The following is a 16,158-nucleotide window of genomic DNA, read 5'->3' as shown; positions in this document are numbered from 1 at the left end:
CCCCGTGATCACCCAGGTCGACGAGGCGTTGTGCCTGCTCATCGCGCCTCATCTGCCGGAGGGGACGGTGGTCCGGCTGGATCCGCCGAAACCCACCTGGCAGACCGAGACGCGGGTGTCGAGCGTCGATCTGTTCCTTTTCGCCCTGCACGGCGCCGGCCAGGGAACCGGCGCCGTGCGGGCGAAGCGGTGCGAACTGTCCTATTTGGTCACGGCGCGGGCGGACAAGGTCCGCGACGAGCACACCCTGCTCGACCGGTCGCTGCGGGCGCTGCTCGGGACCGAGTTCCTCATGGTCGGCGAGCAGCCGTTGCGGATGGCCCTCGGGGAGACCGATCCGACCGGGCTGTGGGTCAGCCTCGGTCTGCCCGCCAGGGCGGCCTTCGTCGTCACGGTCACGGCGGAGTACCGAGACTGAGCAGCGACGACCGCCGCAAGACCACCCCGCCGATGGACGCCAGCTGCCCGCCGAAGAGTTCGGCCCATTCGGCGGCCGTTCCGGGCGGGCCGCAGTCACCCGCCCGGCTGGCCCACCCCGCGCGGACTTCGAGGCGATAGCCGACTATCCCGGTCAACGTCAGCCCGTTCCGGCTGGCGCCGACCCCGCACATGCCCCGGTAGAGCCGGCTGTCCGGCGGCTGGAACACCGCGCTCTCCTGGATGAACCGGTGTCCCGCCGCTCCGGTGACGGTCGCGACCGGGGTGTCGATCCCGCTGACGAACAGCCCCTTCGAGAGCAGGTCCAGCGCTTCGGCCTCCATCCGTTCCACCACGCCGGGCGGTTTGCGGCACGCGTACAGCGCGCCGTCGAAGGACAACCGCACGGAGATCGCCACCTTGCCGATCTCCAGGGTCGCCGCGGCCACCGGACTCACCGGTGGGCGGTACCGGAACGCCGTCGCACGCACCCCCCGACGGTAGGTCGGCGCGCTTCCGCGGCATTGCCCGATCGGGAGATCCTTGGGGAGGTCTTAGCGCGGGACCCGCTCGGCGGGCCAGCGCACTTCGGCCACATCCCCCGGCCGGGGCACCTTCAGGAAGAGACTGAACACCGCGGGTTGCTTGCTCGACAGCTCCAGCCGTCCGCCGTCGGCTTCGATGAGCGCGCGGGCGAGCGCGAGCCCGACGCCGGTCGAGCCGCCGCCGGAGAAGCCGCGTTCGAAGATGTGCGGCGCCAGCTCGTCGGGCACGCCCGAGCCGGTGTCGGCGACCTCGATGACGACGGTGCCCTCGGTGTCGCCACGCCGCGCGGCGAGCGTGACCGTTCCCGCGCCGTGCCGGAGCGCGTTGTCGAGCAGGACGCCGACGACCTCCCGCAAACGGCCCGGTGTCGCCCTCGCTCTCAGCCCGTCGGTGACCCGGATCCGCAGATGCCTGCCTTCGGCGCGAAGCAGCTGTCGCCACTCTTCGGAGACCTCAGGGAGCACTTCCTGCAGGCTCACCGGCTCCGCGCCGACCTCCCGCGCCGCCCGCGCGGCGGCCAGCAGCTCGTCGAGGGCCTCGGCGAGCCGGTCCGCCTGTTCCTGCGCGGCCTTCGCCTCGTCGACGACGTCCTGGTCGGGGTAGACGGTGAGTGGTTCGAGCCGCAGCTGCAACGCGGTCAACCGGCTCCGCAGCTGGTGGGAGACATCGCCGACGAGCTGGCGTTCCCGCTGGACGAGCTGCGCGAGCGCCGAACCGGACGCGTCCAGCGCTTCGGCGACCATGTCGAGCTCGCCGACGCCGTAGCGCTTGGGATCCGGCCGGAAGTCGCCGCCGCCGAGTTTGACCGCGCGATCCGCGACGTGTCTCAGCGGTTTCGCGAGCCTTCGCGCGGTCACCGTCGCGACCACCGTTCCGGTGCCCACCGACAGCACGACCAGCAACAGCACGAGCAACGTCACCTGCGTCTGGCGGGTGCGCATCGGCCCGGCGGGCACGGCCAGCTCGACCTCGCCGTGCAACGCGATCGGCGCCCGCTCGGACACCACGTCCGAGCCGGGGTCGGAGCCGTACCGCTTCTCGATCTGCCCCTGCGCGCGGACGGTCAGCAAACCGCCCTGCGGAACGGCGACCCGGACCAGGTCGAGGTTGATCGGCTGGCCGACGGCGATCTCGTTGTCCAGTGTCGCCGCGATCCCGCGGGCCGACGAAGCGAGGTTTTCGCGGTTGAGGTTCTCGACCAGCTGCCAGGCGGTGATCCCCAGCGGGATGCCCAGCACCGCCGCGGTGACCGCGACGGCGAGCAGGATCGCCAGCAGGATGCGACGGCGCATGCTATTCCGCGTTGAAGCGGAAGCCGACGCCGCGGACCGTGGCGATCCGCCGTTCGCCGTCGCCGTTCCCGCCGGGTTTGCCCGCTCGGCCGGCGGCTTCGTCGGCCGCGATCGCGAGCTTCCGCCTGAGCCACGACATGTGCATGTCGAGGGTCTTCGAGGTCTTCGATTCGAGGTCGTTCCACACCTCGGCGAGGATCTCGTCGCGGCTGACCACCTGCCCGGCGCGGCTCATCAGCACCCGGAGCAGCTCGAACTCCTTGTTCGCCAGCTGCACCTCGTGCAGGTCCACGGTGACCATCCGGGCACCGAGGTCCATCCGCACTCCCCCGGCTTCGAGCACGTCGGGGGCCCGGCGGCGGAGCAGCGCCCGGATACGGGCCAGCAGTTCGGCGAGCCGGAACGGCTTGGCGACGTAGTCGTCCGCGCCGGCGTCGAGCCCGACCACGAAATCGACCTCGTCGGTGCGCGCGGTGAGCATCAGCACCGGCACCTCGGTGCCGCTGGCGCGCAAGCGGCGGCACACCTCGAGCCCGTCCATTCCTGGCAGGCCGAGATCGAGGACCAGCAGGTCCACCCGATCGCTCTCGGTCGCATCGAGCGCGGCGGGACCGTCGCCGACGACACGCACGTCATACCCCTCCCGCTGGAGTGCGCGGGAAAGCGGATCGGCGATGGCCGGGTCGTCCTCGGCGAGTAGCACCATGCTCACCTGGCCAACTCTACGACTGCCGGGCGTGAAAGCATCGTGACCGTGCCTGGCTACGAGAATGATCTGGAACTCGCCACCCGGCTGGCCGACGCCGCCGACGCCATCACCACCGCCCGGTTCCGCGCGCTCGACCTGGCCGTGGAGCGCAAACCCGACCGGACGCCGGTGACCGACGCCGACACCGCCGTCGAAGACGCCATCCGCGCGATCCTCGCCACCGACCGGCGGGAAGACGCGGTGCTCGGCGAGGAACGCGGCGGCACCGCGGCGACCGGCCGCGCCTGGGTGCTCGACCCGATCGACGGGACCAAGAACTTCCTGCGCGGCGTCCCGGTCTGGGCGACGCTGATCGCGCTGGTCGAAGACGGCACCCCCGTGGTGGGGATGATCAGCGCGCCGCTGCTCGGCCGCCGCTGGTGGGCCGCAGCCGGCGACGGTGCCTGGATGAGCGACTCCGCCGGTGAGCGCCGTATCTCGGTGTCGAAGGTCGCGTCGCTCGAAGACGCGTATCTGTCCACAACGGACCTGAACTCGTGGTCGAAGTACCACTCCCGCGAGAAGTACCTCGACCTCGCCGACGCGTGCTGGGAAACCCGCGCTTTCGGCGATTTCTGGCACCACTGCCTGGTCGCCGAGGGCGCGCTCGACGTCACCGCGGAATGCATCGTGAACCCGTGGGACGTCGCTGCCGCCCAGGTACTGGTCACCGAAGCCGGTGGCCGGTTCAGTGACCTCGACGGCGAAGCGCGCTATGACAACGGCTCGGCGCTGTCGACGAACGGCCTGCTCCACGACGAGGTGTTGGCGATCCTGAAGCGCTGAACGCGCGTGTCACTGCGCCCCGGGCAGCAGGCCGACGGCGCCGCGCGCGACCTGAGACCAGGCGAGGCGGCCGAAGAGGTAGTGGCAGGCGACCTGTTCGCTGGTGAAACGCGCCCAGTCGTACCGGTTGCCCTGCTCACGCCAGAAGACCTCCCAGGCGGGCTCGGCGTCTTCTTCCTCGGTGCGCATGAGGCACCAGGCGTTGTCCGTCTCCGCGCCGACCGAGACCACCTCGGCAGGCACACCCAACGCGGCCAGCCACCGCAGGATCGTCCCCGTGTTCACCGAACCTCCCCCGTGACGTCCGCCAGGTAGCCCAGCGTGACGAGTTCATCGGCGCCCAGCACCGTGCGAAAGCGCACCCCGCCGCCCGGCTGGCCGAACCATTCGGCGGTCACCGATCGCCAGACCGGCAGCGGCCGGACGACGCGGTAACGCCGGTACGTGGTGACCTGGCCTGGCGGCAGCGAGCGCATCGGGAACAGGGTCCCGTCCTCGGCGAACACCCGGCCGTGCTGATCCCCGAAGCGGTCGAGATGAGTGCCTGCTTCGAGCATCGTCGGCGTCGCCGGGTCGATGCCGCCCTCGGGAAAGAGTTCGGCGGGCGGCCACAGATAACCGTTTTCTCCGGCGAAGCGCGCCGTCCAGTCCTCTTGGGACGTTCCGCCCCACGGGTCGTGTCCCCTGGTCAACGCCGGCGGGGGCGCGACGGCCGGAGTCGTCGGCGATCGCCGGAAGCCGCTGCTGACGTGTGACAACGCGTCCAGATCGTCCAGCAAGTCCGCTTCGGGGTGATCCTGCGGGCCGGAACCGCCTTCGGGGAGCGGCAACTGGCGCGCGGGTTTCCCCATCGCGACCGGCAGATGCCCGATGGGGAACATGTGCACGAGGAACAGCGCGATCACGCTCTCCCGTTCGGTCCGCAAAGCCCCCATGGGCGGCGGGGCGACGGGCCGGGGCGGGAACGGCACCCGCAACGGCGCCATCGCGGGCGGCCACGGCGAAGGCGCGTACGGAGCGCGCGCCCCGTGCGGTGGTGTCGGGGCGTCGTCGTAGTGGACGGGCAGCCGGATCGGGCCCGTTCCGGCCTCGCTCGGATCGGTCACCGCACCTCCCCCAAGGAATCGAACCCCACCGGTGACGGGGGAGGCAGCGGACAGGACGCGTTACGACCTTAGCGCCGACCGGCGTTCTCGTCGGCGGATACCCGAAAGCGCATCAAGGCCCGCGCGGGCAAGCGGCGTTCGACGAGGGCGAAAACAGGTCTCGTCCGTGAGTTCGGCGAACCTCATCCGGCGAGCGCGTTGACCACCCGGGACGGGCTCGGCCTTCCCAGCTTCCCGGCCATCCACTTGCTCGTCGCCACCAGCGCGTCGAGGTCGACACCGGTTTCGACGCCGAGACCGTCGAGCATCCACACGAGGTCTTCGGTGGCGAGGTTCCCGGTGGCCGATTCGGCGTACGGGCAGCCACCGAGCCCACCGGCCGACGAGTCCACAGTGGACACACCGCAGCGCAGGGCCGCCAGCGTGTTCGCGAGTGCCTGGCCGTAGGTGTCGTGGAAATGGACGGCCAGGGTCCCGACGTCGGCGAACTGCCCGATCAGCGCCTCGACCTGGCCCGCGGTGGCGACGCCGATGGTGTCCCCGAGCGAGAGCTGCGAGCAGCCCAGGTCCAGGAGCCGCTTACCCACTCCGGCGACCTGGGAGGCCGGGACGGCGCCCTCCCACGGGTCGCCGAAGCACATCGACACGTACCCGCGGACGTCGAGACCTTCGGCCCGCGCCCGGGTGACGACCGGCTCGAACATCGCGAACTGGTCGTCCACCGTCGAGTTGAGGTTCTTCTTGGCGAAGGTCTCGGTGGCGCTGGCGAAGATCGCGATATGCGAGACCCCGGCTTCCAGTGCCCGGTCCAGCCCGCGCTCGTTCGGGACGAGCACCGGATACCGGACGCCCTCGCGCTTTTCGAGCCCGGCCAAGAGCTGCTCGGCGTCGGCCAGCTGCGGCACCCATTTCGGGCTCACGAAACTGGTCGCCTCCAGCGTGGTCAGCCCGGCACCGGCGAGTTTGTCCAGGAATTCGAGTTTGACCTCGACCGGGACGATCGCCTTCTCGTTCTGGAGGCCGTCACGCGGACCGACCTCCCAGATCGTCACCCGTTCCGGCAACGCGGCGGCCGACGGGACGCGGTCGGGCAGCCCCAGCTCTCGGGTGCCCATCAACGCCGCCGGTTTCCGCGCGGCGGGGGCCCTTGCGGCGGCAGGGGTTCGGTCTGCTGCGGCGCGCCCGCGGCAGGCGGCGCGAAGTCGTCGTACGGGTTGTCGTTGACTTCGCGGTAGATCACCGTGTGCACGCGCTCGACCTTGGGGATGTCGTCGAACTTCAGCGGTTCGTCCGAAGCGGACTCGATCACCAGCGTGCCGCAGCCGAACACGCGGTCCAGCAGGCCGTGCTCGAACTGGACGCTGTTGATCCGCGACAACGGGATGTCGATCCCGGTCCGCTTGAGCACACCTTCACGGGCGATCAGCCGATCCGTGGTCACGATGAAATGCGTCGTGCGCCAGCGGACGAACGGAGCGAGGAAGAGCCATCCGACGAGACCGAGCCCGACCGCGGCGATCGCGATCTCCGAGATCAGGTCCCACGGGGCCGTCGCCTCCTTCGCGATCACGGCCAGCCAGATGCCCACGCCGAGGGTGACGATCAGCGCGAGGAACGGGAAGATCAGCATCTTGAAATGCGGGTGACTGTGCACCACGACGTGCTCGTTTTCGCTGAGCAAATCGTCCGGATAGGCCACGGCGGACGCTCCCAAAAGTATGTTCGGCGCTGGTGAGCTCACCGTACCGGCGAACGGTCCCGGCGGAAGAGGAGACGCCGGAAATCGAGACGCACGGATCAGGCCCCGGCGGGCCGGACGTGCACGACGTCGCCGGCGAACACCGTGTACCGCTCACCACCGGGAACGTCGACCTGGAGCTGGCCGGCGGGATCGATGTCGGCGGCACGGCCGGTCAGCGCCGAGCCGTCGGGCAGCTGGACCTCGACATCCTGGCCGAGCGTGGCGCAGTGCCGCCGGTAGTCCCCGAGCAGACCGGCCTCGGCCAGCGATCCGCCGGCGAGCCGCCAGCGGCGTTCGAGCTCGTCGAAACCGGTGAGCAGCCGCGTGGCGATCTCGGCGCGATCGGTCTCCGTCGCCCCCTGCTCGGCCAGCGAGGTCGCGGGCAGGCCACCGGGCCCGGCCGGGACGTTCTCGCCGAGCGGCAACACGTTCAGGCCGATGCCGAGGACCACGGTGGTCTCGTCACCGGCGGCGGCCTCCGCCAGGATGCCCGCGCATTTCGCGCGCCCGGGACCGGCCAAGACGTCGTTCGGCCACTTGAGGACGGCGTCGACACCCACACTCGCGGCGACCTCCCGGACCGCGAGACCGGCGACCACGGAAAGTGAACCCAAATTGCTGAACGGAACCCCGTCCGGCCGCAGCAGCACACTGACGTAGAGGCCGGATCCCTTCGGCGAGGACCACTGCCTGGCGCGGCGGCCGACGCCGGCCGTCTGCTCCTCGGCGATCAGCACGGTGCGGTCTTCGGCCCCCTTCGCGGCGGCTTCCCGCAGGTCGGCGTTGGTGGACCCGGTGCTCGCCACGACCTGGATCGCGGCGTACCGGCCGGACAGCGCGGCACTCAGACGCCCGGCGTCGAGCGCTCCCGTCTCACTCATTCGTCCAGAATATGAGAGTCCCCCTAACGTGCAAGGCGTTCGCTCGTTACGCAGAGGTGGTCTCCAATAACCTGGACGGCGTGACCGAGCCCGATTCCGCCCCGAGCGCGCCCGAAAACAGCAAGAAGAAGTCGTGGGCGCACGGCGTGGCGATGCGCGGCCTGGTCGCTCTCCCGCTGGTCGCGGGGCTCGCGACGGCGGGCTGGCTGCTCGCCGGCGGCAACGATCCGGCACCGGCCGGCGGGAACCAGCCGGTCCCGGTCCCGGCCGCCAAACAGGATCCGGCCACCGTCGGCGGCGGCGCGGGTCCGTCGGTCCTCGAAGTCAGCGCGCCGGTCAAGGCCCAGGAGACACCGAAGGGCGTCCGGCCGCTCGAAGAGTGGGCGACGAAACTGGCCGGGCCGCTCGACATCCCGGCGAAGTCGCTCATCGGCTACGCGAACGGTGAACTGGCGCTGCGCGGCGAGCAGCCGAACTGCCACCTGTCCTGGGTCACCCTGGCCGGGGTCGGCGCGGCGAGCTCGAACCACGGACGCGGCGGCGACAACCCCCTCGGCCTGACGGCACAGCAGTGGAAGAAGCACGGCGCGTCGATCCCCGGGATCGCGAAACCCGCGCTCACCGACCCCGACTCCGCCTCGGTCGCCGCCGGCCGCGCACTGTGCGCTTCCGGCGCCGACCTCGGCGGCGGCAACGGCTGGTGGAAGGCGATCGCCGGCTACCAGGGCGGCAAGGGCAACGAGGCCGAACTGTTCCGCCAGCGCGTCCTGGGCAACGCGCAGCTGTACGCGACCCTGTCCCTCGACCCGGCGCGATCCGCCAGCCCCGCTGTGAAGGCGACGCGGTTCGCCCTCGGCCAGCTGGGCCTCCCGTACGTGTGGGGCGGCAACGGACCGGACGCCGGCGCGGCGGGCTTCGACTGCTCCGGACTGACCAAGGCGTCCTACGACGAAGCCGGAGTCGCGCTCCCGCGGACCGCGGACAGCCAGTTCCGGGCGCTGCCGCAGGTGCCAGGCGAACCGAAACTCGGCGATCTCGTGTTCTACGGCAACCCGGCGACGCGGATCCATCACGTCGGGCTGTACCTCGGGAACGGCCTGATGATCAACGCGCCCACCCAGGGCCAGGCGATCCAGATCCACACTTACCACTCGAAGGGCGACGACTACACCGGCGCCGGACGGCCCGCGGCCTGAACCGGCCAAACCACCCTCTGGCCCCGGCACCGGCGGTTACCGTGGCGCCCATGCGTTCGATCGAGTTCCGCAGGTTCTCCGACGTGACAAGTCGATCGGCCAAGGGGCGAACGACAGCCGCGCTCGAGCTGCTGATCGATGGCGTCTCCTTCCTGGAACTGGTGCGCCGGGCCGAACTTCCCGACGCGCTCGCGGAACAGCAGGAGCGCGCCGAGGAGTTCGCGCCGGAACCCGCCCCCTTGCTCGCCGGGGACTACAGTCCCGTGACCGGTTGTTCCGCCGAGCATCTCCTCGGGGAAGCACCGGATGACATTCCGCACGGCGCCGAAGACGACGAACGCCTGCTGCTGGGGTGCTCGTGCGGCATCGTCGAATGCTGGGCGTTGGTGGTGAAGATCGCGACCGACGCCGAGACGGTGACTTGGTCGGGTCTTCGCAATACGTACCGGGAATGGAATTACGACGCCATCGGTGTGCTGACGTTCTCGCGGCAGCAGTACGAAGAGGCGCTGCACGCCGCCTTCGGTGCTGTGGGGTCGTGAGTGTTTTGGGCGTTCCGCCGGACGACACATGTGATCAGGCGGACGACACGCGTGTCTGGATGGACGACACGCGCGCGCCCGGATTCCGCCGCGAGTCGTCCGTCCGAACACGCGTGTCGTCCGCCTGATCACGCGTGTCGTCCGTCCAAGCACGCGAAATCGCCATCCGCGCACCGACGCGAAGTCACGGGCGCTCGGCCAGCCACTCGAGCGCGGCCTCCCCGTGGCGAAGAACCGAAATGTGCCCCTCCTCGGGAAAAGTGCGCGACTCGGCCGCGGCGCACTGCCGGGCCAGCCACTCGCCGTGCGCGGGCGGCGCGATCCGGTCCGCGCCGCCGTGCAGGAGCAGCACCGGGGCCGTGACATCGGACGGCTGGAAGCCCCACTTCGCGACGTACGCGAGGTCGTCGTCGATCAGTCCGCCGGGGCCGCCCTCGACCGCGGGGCCGACGACCTCGAGGAGCCATTTCCAGTCACCGGCAAGAGCCGTGTGATCCGAAGGGGTGAACATCTCGGCGTCGTATTCGGCCGATGCCTCGTAGTCCTCCTTGGCCTCCCGTCCCGCCAAGGCGGCCGTCAGAGCGCCCACTCCTGCTGGACTCATGCCGGCGAAGTAGTCCAGCCCTTCGGCGTCGTACGGGGCCATGCTCGCGACGGCGACCATCGCCGAGACCCGTTCCGGCAGCAGAGCCGCGCAGGCGAACGCGTGCGGTCCGCCACCGGAATGCCCGAAGACCGCGAACCGCTCGATCCCCAGTGCGTCGGCGACCTTCCCGACGTCCGACGCCGCCGACGCGACGTCTCGGCCGGGTCGCGGCGACGAGCCGCCGTAACCGGGCCGGTCGTAGGAGACCCACCTCAGTCCGAGCCGCGCGGCGGCCGGGAACAGCGGGGCGGGCGGGGCGCCGATGTTCGGGGTGCCGTGGTGCCAGAAGACCACCGGACCGGCGCCGCCCGTGTCGTACGTGTGCAGGGTGGTCCCGTCCCCCAGGTCCACGTCGGACTCGTTCACCATGGGCCGAGCGTAGGGCACCCTGGAGCCATGTCCCGCTATCACGAGATCAAGCACCGGGTGGCCACGACCTTCCAGCGCCACGTCGGCAACCCGATCCTCGTCCGCCTGCCGAATCAGCCGGTCCTGGAGACCACCGGCCGCAAGTCCGGGGTGCCCCGGCAGACGCCGATCGGGGGCCGCAGGGTGGGCCGCGAGTTCTGGATCGTCTCCGAGTTCGGCGAGAAATCGCAGTACGTCCGCAACATCCAGGCCGATCCGCGCGTCCGGGTCCGGCTCAAGGGCCGGTGGCACACCGGCACGGCGCACCTGCTCCCCGGCGACGACCCCCGCGTCCGTCTGAAGGCCCTGCCGAGGCTCAACAGCGCCGCCGTGCGGGCGATCGGCACGGACCTCCTCACCATCCGGGTCGATCTCGACGACTGAACGTTTGCCTTGACGCCAAGGGCAAGGTTTACGCTCGGACCATGCGGATCGGCGAGCTCGCCGCGCGCACCGGAACCACCACGCGCGCGCTGCGTTTCTATGAGTCACAAGGGCTTCTCGACGCACGGCGCGCGTCGAACGGCTACCGGGAGTACGACGAGGACGACTACCGCCTGGTGCACGAGATCCTGACCCTGCAAGCGGTCGGGCTCAGTCTCGAGGACACCAGGCCGTTCGTCGAATGCCTGCGCGCCGGGCACGAGACCGGCGACTCGTGCGCCGATTCGATCGAGGTCTACCAACGCAAACTCGCCGAGGTGGACGCCTGTCTTGCCAGGCTCAACGACGTGCGGGACAGCCTGCTGACCAAACTGGCGGGCGCGTTGAAAACGCCGCCGGGACCGTGCGTCGTCGTGCCGCGAACCGAGGAGGCCTGAATGTCCCTTTCCGTCGTCACCGACGAAACCTTCCAAGAACTCGTCCTCGACCAGGACAAGCCCGTCCTGGTGGACTTCTGGGCGCAATGGTGCCCGCCCTGCCACATGATCGCGCCGGTGCTCGCGGAGATCGCCGAAGAACGCGCCGGCGCGCTGCTCATCCGCAAGCTCAACTCCGACGAGAACCCGCTCACGGCAAGGAATTATCACGTCATGTCCTTGCCGACGCTGATCCTCTTCCGCGACGGGAGTCCGGTTTGGACGACCGTCGGCGCCCGGCCGAAGGCCAAGTTGCTTGCCGATCTGGACGCCGTTCTGGAGCAGGCCGTCGTCTAGAGCGGGCAAGGCGGGGCCGTCAGTCATGTCATGAAAGGGTCGTTCAGGACGAAAAACGTCCTGAACGACCCTTTCATGACATCCGCGGAGCGTCCTGCGCCGTTAATTGTGTTGCGCGCGGGGCCGTCCGTTCGCATCCTTCACCACATGACATCGACCCGCACCTTCCTGTCCCCGTCCTCCGTCGTCCGACGGGTGCGGGTGCAGCAGCAGGCCGGGTCCTGGCGGAGGCCGACACCAGTCCTGCCGTGAGCGCCGCGCTCGTCGCGGGCCTGCTCGCCGGGTATGGCATCGCCATCCCCGTGGGCGCGGTCGCGACCTATCTGGTGGTACTGACCGCACGGGCAGGGCTCAAGATCGGCGCGTACGCCGCCTTGGGAGTCGCCACGGCCGACGGGCTGTACGCCCTGATCGCGGTGCTCGGCGGCGGCAGCCTGATCACGATCATCGAGCCGATCGCCGAACCGTTGCGCTGGGTTTCGGTGGCGGTACTGCTCGGACTGGCCGTCCACATCGGACTCACCGGGATCCGGAACTTCCGCGCCTCCGCCAAAACCGAGGTGACTCAGCCGGTCGCGATCGGCCCGGCGAAGGCGTACGTGAGCCTGCTCGGGATCACGTTGCTGAACCCCACGACGGTCGTCTACTTCGCGGCGCTCGTACTCGGCAGCGAGGACATGGCCGCGGCGAGCGGCGCGGAGCACGTGGTCTTCGTGCTCGCGGCGTTCGCCGCTTCGGCCAGCTGGCAACTGTTCCTCGCGGGCGGCGGAGCCGTGCTCGGCAAGGCGTTGACCGGACGCCGTGGACGGCTGGTGACCGCGCTGGCGTCCAGTGCGCTCATCACCGTGCTCGGTCTCCGCCTCCTCTGGTGATGGCCGGCAATCCAGGACCGTAGTTGTCCGCATCGGTTGCGAGGCTGTGCCCATGACCGAAACCACGGAACGCCTCGCCTCCCTCCATTCCTACCTCTCCTACCACGATGCCCCGAAGGCGCTTCGCTGGCTCGAACGCGCCTTCGGTTTCGAGACCACCATGGAGTTCGCCGACGACAAAGGGTTGATCCAGCACGCGGAGCTGCGGCTCGGCGGCGTCGGGATCATCGTGTTCAGCGCGGAAGAGGCCTACGACCGCCCGGCCCGCAAGGGCGAAACGGTCGGCCACGGCCTCTACGTGAGCCTTCCGACGCAAGAGGCCGTGGACGCCGTCTTCGCTTCCGCCGTCGAAGCCGGCGCGACTTCGGTCTGGAAACCGGAGAACACCGAATGGGGCAACTACCGCTGCCGCGTCGACGATCTCGAAGGCTACGAATGGACTTTCGGCACGCACATCCCCGGGGAACCGCAGACCGACTGGAGCTAAAGCAACCGCGCGAACCACTCGCGAGACCGGCGGAGCAGGTCCAGCTGGTGATCACGTCCGCGGAGCGAATGCCCTTCGCCGGGATACACGACGAGATCGTGTTCGACGCCGAAGTGGCGTAGCGCGCGGTGGAAGAATTCGGCCTGGGACAAGGGGACGTTCGTATCTTCCGCACCGTGCACGATCAGCACGGGGGTCTCGATCTTCGACGCGAAGGAGATCGGGCTGAGCTGATCGTGCCGGTGCGGGCCTGCCCCTTCCCAGCCGATACTCCCGCTGTGCGCGGATTCCACCAGCGGACCGAGTTCACCGGTCGCGGCGAGCATTCCCCAGTCGCAGATCCCGGCGACCATCAGCGCCGCCTTGAACCGGCTGGTCTGCCCGACGGCCCAGGCCGTCATGTATCCGCCGTGACTCCCGCCCACGATCCCGAGCCGCTCCGGATCGGCCACTCCTTCGGCGACGAGGAGATCGATCCCGGTCTCGATATCGCTCCATTCCTCCAGGCCTACCCGTCCCGCGACGGAAGCGGCGAATTCATGCCCATGGCCTTGTCCCCCACGGGGATTCGGCAGGAAGACGGCGTGCCCTGCCAGGGCCAGCCACTGCGCGGACGGGAACCAGCCGAGCATGAAGTGGTCCGCGTGCCGGTCGTACGGTCCGCCGTGAACCCGTGTGACCAGCGAGAAAGGCCCGTCGGCGCGAGTCTTTCCCGGCGGCAGGACGAGCAGGCCGTCCAACGTGAGGCCGTCGGACGCCTTGTAGGACAACCGTTCCTGGGAGCCCCACGAAATCCCGGCGAACTCCGGCGCCGTGTCGCTGACTCGCGTCAACGCCCCACCCACCGGTCCACAGTGGACATCTTTCGGCCGATACGCGGTACTCAGCACGGTGACGACGATCTCGCCGTTCGAGGCCAGCGCGTCCGCTTGCCCGCGCCAGAACGACACTTCGCCGCCGCCGAGCCGATGGAGGGCCGTGTCGAGCCCGTCGGCGACGAGCACCAGAGGAGCACCGGAATCGACCTGCGCGAGCTTGACCGGGCAGGTCGATTCCTCGGTCAGGTTCCGATGTTCCCCAGTTCCCACGGGAACGTCGAAGACCGCCCGGCCACCCACCCGTTCCGGAGTCCCGAGGTACGCGATGTGCCAGCCGCCCTCGTCCCGCCACCAAACAGGGCTGGAGGCTTCGAACACGGCCCGGCCGAGATCGTGCCGCTCACCGGTTTCCAGGTCCAGCAAGGAAAGCCGGGGTTCGAGCCCGCCGGGGTCGGCTTCCGGGGTCGGCCACGTCACCACGGCGAGCGCCTTGTCGTCCTGGCGGCAGGCGACGTCGACGACGTGGTCTTCGATCAGTGTCGTGATCTCGCCGGTCCGAGGATCGAAGCTCCGCAGCCGCGCCGGACGAAGACTCTCACTCCAGACCCAGACGGCCGGAGCGGGCGTCTCGTCTTCGGCGATGAACACGATCCGGTCGGGCAGCGGCAGGAATCCGGTGATCTCACTCCCCCAGGCGAACAGCTCCTCGTCCCCCGAACAGACACGACCGTCCCGGAGGAAATAGAGGGCATCCGCGGACCACCGGGGCGAGGACCCTTCGGCCAGCTTCCGCGGCTTCTCGCTGCCGTCCACGGCGGCGAGCCAGATCTCGGGGACACCTTTCGTGATGGTCGAGACCTGGTAGGCCACCCATTTCCCGTCGGGGGAAAGCGCGGGTTCCGACGGGAAATGGCTGTCGACGATCAGCTCAGCGGTCAGCATGTCCCCATCCTGCCGGAAATCATCGCGACAGTGTTTTGCCCAGTTTGTCGAGCCAGTCGCCCGTTCCCTGTTCCCGCCAGCTCGGTTCTTCGTGCCCGTCAAGGAAGGCGCCCTGCTCGATCAGCGTCAGCCGGGTTCCGTCCGCCTCGGCTTCGAGCAGCACCGTCGTGACCGACACGGTCGCCAGAACGTCGTTCGCGGAGAGTGTGCCCGCGTAGACGATCCGCTCGTTCTCGGCGATGTCCTCGTAGCGCGCTTCGAAGACCATCCGCTTCCCGTCATCGGAAGGACCGGTGGCGACCTCCTGGCCGCCGACACGGAAGTCCAAGGAATGCCCACCGCCCGGCACGGTGAACCAGCCTGCTTTCGCGGCGGGATCGGACCAGGCGGCGAAAACGCGCTCCGGCGACACCGGATAGACGCGTTCGAGGGTGAAAGTGGCGTGTTTGACGGTCATGACCGTTTCCCTTCATCGGAGTTCAGAAAGCCACCAAGGCGATCGAGCCGGTGTTCCCAGCCGGTGCGCTGCCCGCCGAGCCAGTCCTCGGCCATCCGCAGGCCGTCCGGTTCGAGGTGGCAGGTGCGGACGCGACCTGCCTTTTCCGACCGGACCAGCCCGCAGGCTTCGAGCACCTGGAGGTGCTGCATCACGGCGGGCAACGACATCGACAACGGCTGCGCGAGCTCCCCCACCGAGGCGGGCCCCCGGGTGAGGCGCTCGATCATTTCGCGGCGCGTGCCGTCCGACAACGCCTTGAACACCTGATCCATCTGTTGGTTAGGCACATGCTTAACTATCCGCCCACGCCGAGCGATAGTCAAGTACCTGCTTAACTTTCTACTTCTCCGCGGTCATGCCTTCGACGAGTAGCCACTGCGAGGCCAGATACGAGGTCAGCACGAAGGTTTCGAGGTTCGCCCGCACTCGCTCACTGGTGACGAAGTTGCGGCGGATCAGGATCGCCAGGTCCGACGCGGAGAACAGCAGCGCGCCGGCGGCGATCCAGGTCCGGCGGTCACCCGACGGGACCACCATCCCGCCCGACACGCGAGCCTTCGGCGCCAAGGCCGGGTCGGCCGCGAGGGTCGACGTCGTGCTCAGCAGGCCTCCGTAGACCGAAAGCACCGAAGACACCGGAGACGGCTTCGGGAGCGTCATCGCGACGGCGGCCGCAGCCCACGCCCCGAGCCGGGGCGTCGCGGTCGCGGCACGCGGACGTGCGCCGCGGCGCCACAGGAACGCGGAATACAGCACCTGCATCACGCCGAACGACGTCGCGCCCTTGATCAGCTCACGGTCCTCATGCGACCGGCCCATGAAGTGGTCGCCCGCGCCTGCCGCGACCAAGGCGGCGACGAGCAGCCCCTTCTCCCCTGATGTAAGCGTTTGTGCCCGGGCGACGCGAGCCGCGAGCACGGGGACCGCGGCCGGTTTCGTCACCAGTTGCAACCGCCGGTTGCCCGTCCTGGCGGAGTACACCGTGCCGATCGCGGCGGCGCCGAACAGGATCCGTTCGGCGAGCTTGAGGGCCTTCGCTGTTGACACTGACCACCTCCGGAACTTATTTCTGGG

At 69.5% G+C, this 16,158-nt stretch carries 22 protein-coding genes; 9 read left to right on the top strand and 13 right to left on the bottom strand.

Annotation, left to right across the window (positions count from 1 at the left end):
* The first annotated feature begins 4 nt into the window (after positions 1 to 4).
* On the top strand, positions 5 to 418 hold the full coding sequence (locus DMH03_RS36325; protein WP_125796529.1) for a hypothetical protein: 414 nt from the start codon (positions 5 to 7) through the stop codon (positions 416 to 418).
* On the opposite strand, the gene DMH03_RS36320 is transcribed toward DMH03_RS36325, so the two are convergent.
* The 3 genes from DMH03_RS36320 to DMH03_RS36310 form a co-directional block, all read right to left on the bottom strand.
* Positions 396 to 908, bottom strand: coding sequence for a hypothetical protein (locus DMH03_RS36320; RefSeq protein ID WP_233611808.1), 513 nt, complete (start codon positions 906 to 908; stop codon positions 396 to 398). The genes DMH03_RS36325 and DMH03_RS36320 overlap by 23 nt on opposite strands.
* Positions 909 to 971: 63 nt before the next feature.
* Entirely contained in the window at positions 972 to 2,255 is a 1,284-nt protein-coding gene (locus DMH03_RS36315) for an ATP-binding protein (RefSeq protein ID WP_125789034.1), read from the bottom strand.
* A gap of 1 nt (position 2,256) precedes the next feature.
* A complete protein-coding gene (locus tag DMH03_RS36310) occupies positions 2,257 to 2,961 on the bottom strand; it encodes a response regulator transcription factor (protein WP_034304815.1) in 705 nt (234 codons plus the stop codon).
* 42 nt (positions 2,962 to 3,003) lie between these two features.
* On the opposite strand from DMH03_RS36310, the gene hisN reads away from it, so the two are divergent.
* The gene (gene hisN / locus DMH03_RS36305; protein WP_125796528.1) at positions 3,004 to 3,789 is read left to right on the top strand and encodes a histidinol-phosphatase; all 786 of its coding nucleotides are present in this window, start codon (positions 3,004 to 3,006) and stop codon (positions 3,787 to 3,789) included.
* A gap of 9 nt (positions 3,790 to 3,798) precedes the next feature.
* Here hisN and DMH03_RS36300 read toward each other — a convergent pair whose 3' ends face one another.
* The 5 genes from DMH03_RS36300 to DMH03_RS36280 all read right to left on the bottom strand — a co-directional run bounded on the left by DMH03_RS36300 (position 3,799) and on the right by DMH03_RS36280 (position 7,517).
* Positions 3,799 to 4,074 carry a hypothetical protein gene (locus DMH03_RS36300; protein ID WP_125789032.1) on the bottom strand — a complete coding sequence of 92 codons (276 nt, stop codon included), beginning with the start codon at positions 4,072 to 4,074 and terminating at the stop codon, positions 3,799 to 3,801.
* A complete protein-coding gene (locus tag DMH03_RS36295) occupies positions 4,071 to 4,895 on the bottom strand; it encodes a TNT domain-containing protein (protein ID WP_125796527.1) in 825 nt (274 codons plus the stop codon). Before DMH03_RS36295 ends, DMH03_RS36300 begins: the two co-directional genes overlap by 4 nt.
* Positions 4,896 to 5,077: 182 nt before the next feature.
* On the bottom strand, positions 5,078 to 6,010 hold the full coding sequence (locus DMH03_RS36290; RefSeq protein ID WP_125796526.1) for a hydroxymethylglutaryl-CoA lyase: 933 nt from the start codon (positions 6,008 to 6,010) through the stop codon (positions 5,078 to 5,080).
* The gene (locus tag DMH03_RS36285; protein ID WP_125796525.1) at positions 6,010 to 6,594 is read right to left on the bottom strand and encodes a PH domain-containing protein; all 585 of its coding nucleotides are present in this window, start codon (positions 6,592 to 6,594) and stop codon (positions 6,010 to 6,012) included. Before DMH03_RS36285 ends, DMH03_RS36290 begins: the two co-directional genes overlap by 1 nt.
* A 98-nt stretch (positions 6,595 to 6,692) precedes the next feature.
* A complete protein-coding gene (locus tag DMH03_RS36280) occupies positions 6,693 to 7,517 on the bottom strand; it encodes a biotin--[acetyl-CoA-carboxylase] ligase (protein WP_125796524.1) in 825 nt (274 codons plus the stop codon).
* 80 nt (positions 7,518 to 7,597) lie between these two features.
* Here DMH03_RS36280 and DMH03_RS36275 point away from each other — a divergent pair, with 80 nt between their 5' ends.
* Positions 7,598 to 8,713 (top strand): C40 family peptidase, encoded by a 1,116-nt coding sequence (locus DMH03_RS36275; RefSeq protein ID WP_199749159.1) that lies wholly within the window; start codon positions 7,598 to 7,600, stop codon positions 8,711 to 8,713.
* Positions 8,714 to 8,763: 50 nt separating this feature from the next.
* Positions 8,764 to 9,255: a hypothetical protein gene (locus tag DMH03_RS36270; protein ID WP_125796523.1), complete on the top strand. Its 492-nt coding sequence runs from the start codon at positions 8,764 to 8,766 to the stop codon at positions 9,253 to 9,255.
* 184 nt (positions 9,256 to 9,439) lie between these two features.
* Here DMH03_RS36270 and DMH03_RS36265 read toward each other — a convergent pair whose 3' ends face one another.
* Positions 9,440 to 10,270 carry an alpha/beta fold hydrolase gene (locus tag DMH03_RS36265; protein ID WP_125796522.1) on the bottom strand — a complete coding sequence of 277 codons (831 nt, stop codon included), beginning with the start codon at positions 10,268 to 10,270 and terminating at the stop codon, positions 9,440 to 9,442.
* 27 nt (positions 10,271 to 10,297) lie between these two features.
* On the opposite strand from DMH03_RS36265, the gene DMH03_RS36260 reads away from it, so the two are divergent.
* From DMH03_RS36260 to DMH03_RS36240, 5 genes are all read left to right on the top strand, one after another.
* Positions 10,298 to 10,693, top strand: coding sequence for a nitroreductase/quinone reductase family protein (locus DMH03_RS36260; RefSeq protein WP_125796521.1), 396 nt, complete (start codon positions 10,298 to 10,300; stop codon positions 10,691 to 10,693).
* Positions 10,694 to 10,734: 41 nt separating this feature from the next.
* Positions 10,735 to 11,130 carry a MerR family transcriptional regulator gene (locus DMH03_RS36255; protein WP_125789024.1) on the top strand — a complete coding sequence of 132 codons (396 nt, stop codon included), beginning with the start codon at positions 10,735 to 10,737 and terminating at the stop codon, positions 11,128 to 11,130.
* On the top strand, positions 11,131 to 11,466 hold the full coding sequence (gene trxA, locus DMH03_RS36250) for a thioredoxin (RefSeq protein WP_125796520.1): 336 nt from the start codon (positions 11,131 to 11,133) through the stop codon (positions 11,464 to 11,466).
* 248 nt (positions 11,467 to 11,714) lie between these two features.
* Entirely contained in the window at positions 11,715 to 12,338 is a 624-nt protein-coding gene (locus DMH03_RS36245; protein WP_125796519.1) for a LysE/ArgO family amino acid transporter, read from the top strand.
* A gap of 52 nt (positions 12,339 to 12,390) precedes the next feature.
* A complete protein-coding gene (locus DMH03_RS36240) occupies positions 12,391 to 12,825 on the top strand; it encodes a VOC family protein (RefSeq protein WP_125796518.1) in 435 nt (144 codons plus the stop codon).
* Here DMH03_RS36240 and DMH03_RS36235 read toward each other — a convergent pair.
* The 4 genes from DMH03_RS36235 to DMH03_RS36220 all read right to left on the bottom strand — a co-directional run bounded on the left by DMH03_RS36235 (position 12,822) and on the right by DMH03_RS36220 (position 16,131).
* On the bottom strand, positions 12,822 to 14,585 hold the full coding sequence (locus DMH03_RS36235) for a S9 family peptidase (RefSeq protein WP_125796517.1): 1,764 nt from the start codon (positions 14,583 to 14,585) through the stop codon (positions 12,822 to 12,824). The two genes, DMH03_RS36240 and DMH03_RS36235, sit on opposite strands and share 4 nt — an antisense overlap.
* Positions 14,586 to 14,604: 19 nt before the next feature.
* Positions 14,605 to 15,042, bottom strand: coding sequence for an SRPBCC family protein (locus tag DMH03_RS36230; protein WP_125796516.1), 438 nt, complete (start codon positions 15,040 to 15,042; stop codon positions 14,605 to 14,607).
* Complete coding sequence (locus tag DMH03_RS36225; RefSeq protein ID WP_125789100.1) at positions 15,039 to 15,356, bottom strand: helix-turn-helix transcriptional regulator; 318 nt, start codon at positions 15,354 to 15,356, stop codon at positions 15,039 to 15,041. The genes DMH03_RS36230 and DMH03_RS36225 overlap by 4 nt, the downstream gene beginning before the upstream one ends.
* 67 nt (positions 15,357 to 15,423) lie before the next feature.
* Positions 15,424 to 16,131 carry a lysoplasmalogenase family protein gene (locus DMH03_RS36220; protein WP_125796515.1) on the bottom strand — a complete coding sequence of 236 codons (708 nt, stop codon included), beginning with the start codon at positions 16,129 to 16,131 and terminating at the stop codon, positions 15,424 to 15,426.
* Positions 16,132 to 16,158: the final 27 nt, after the last annotated feature.

Source organism: Amycolatopsis sp. WAC 01376, assembly GCF_003947415.1.
GTDB lineage: Bacteria > Actinomycetota > Actinomycetes > Mycobacteriales > Pseudonocardiaceae > Amycolatopsis.
Note: the sequence above shows the minus strand (reverse complement) of the source record. Positions and strands in the feature narration are given on the sequence as shown.

Coding starts and splice junctions, on each gene's coding strand:
- DMH03_RS36315 (WP_125789034.1), bottom strand. CDS start 2,255: ATGCGCCGTCGCATCCTGCTGGCGATCCTGCTCGCCGTCGCGGTCACC.
- DMH03_RS36310 (WP_034304815.1), bottom strand. CDS start 2,961: ATGGTGCTACTCGCCGAGGACGACCCGGCCATCGCCGATCCGCTTTCC.
- DMH03_RS36290 (WP_125796526.1), bottom strand. CDS start 6,010: ATGGGCACCCGAGAGCTGGGGCTGCCCGACCGCGTCCCGTCGGCCGCC.
- DMH03_RS36280 (WP_125796524.1), bottom strand. CDS start 7,517: ATGAGTGAGACGGGAGCGCTCGACGCCGGGCGTCTGAGTGCCGCGCTG.
- DMH03_RS36270 (WP_125796523.1), top strand. CDS start 8,764: ATGCGTTCGATCGAGTTCCGCAGGTTCTCCGACGTGACAAGTCGATCG.
- DMH03_RS36265 (WP_125796522.1), bottom strand. CDS start 10,270: ATGGTGAACGAGTCCGACGTGGACCTGGGGGACGGGACCACCCTGCAC.
- DMH03_RS36260 (WP_125796521.1), top strand. CDS start 10,298: ATGTCCCGCTATCACGAGATCAAGCACCGGGTGGCCACGACCTTCCAG.
- DMH03_RS36255 (WP_125789024.1), top strand. CDS start 10,735: ATGCGGATCGGCGAGCTCGCCGCGCGCACCGGAACCACCACGCGCGCG.
- trxA (WP_125796520.1), top strand. CDS start 11,131: ATGTCCCTTTCCGTCGTCACCGACGAAACCTTCCAAGAACTCGTCCTC.
- DMH03_RS36240 (WP_125796518.1), top strand. CDS start 12,391: ATGACCGAAACCACGGAACGCCTCGCCTCCCTCCATTCCTACCTCTCC.
- DMH03_RS36235 (WP_125796517.1), bottom strand. CDS start 14,585: ATGCTGACCGCTGAGCTGATCGTCGACAGCCATTTCCCGTCGGAACCC.
- DMH03_RS36230 (WP_125796516.1), bottom strand. CDS start 15,042: ATGACCGTCAAACACGCCACTTTCACCCTCGAACGCGTCTATCCGGTG.
- DMH03_RS36225 (WP_125789100.1), bottom strand. CDS start 15,356: ATGGATCAGGTGTTCAAGGCGTTGTCGGACGGCACGCGCCGCGAAATG.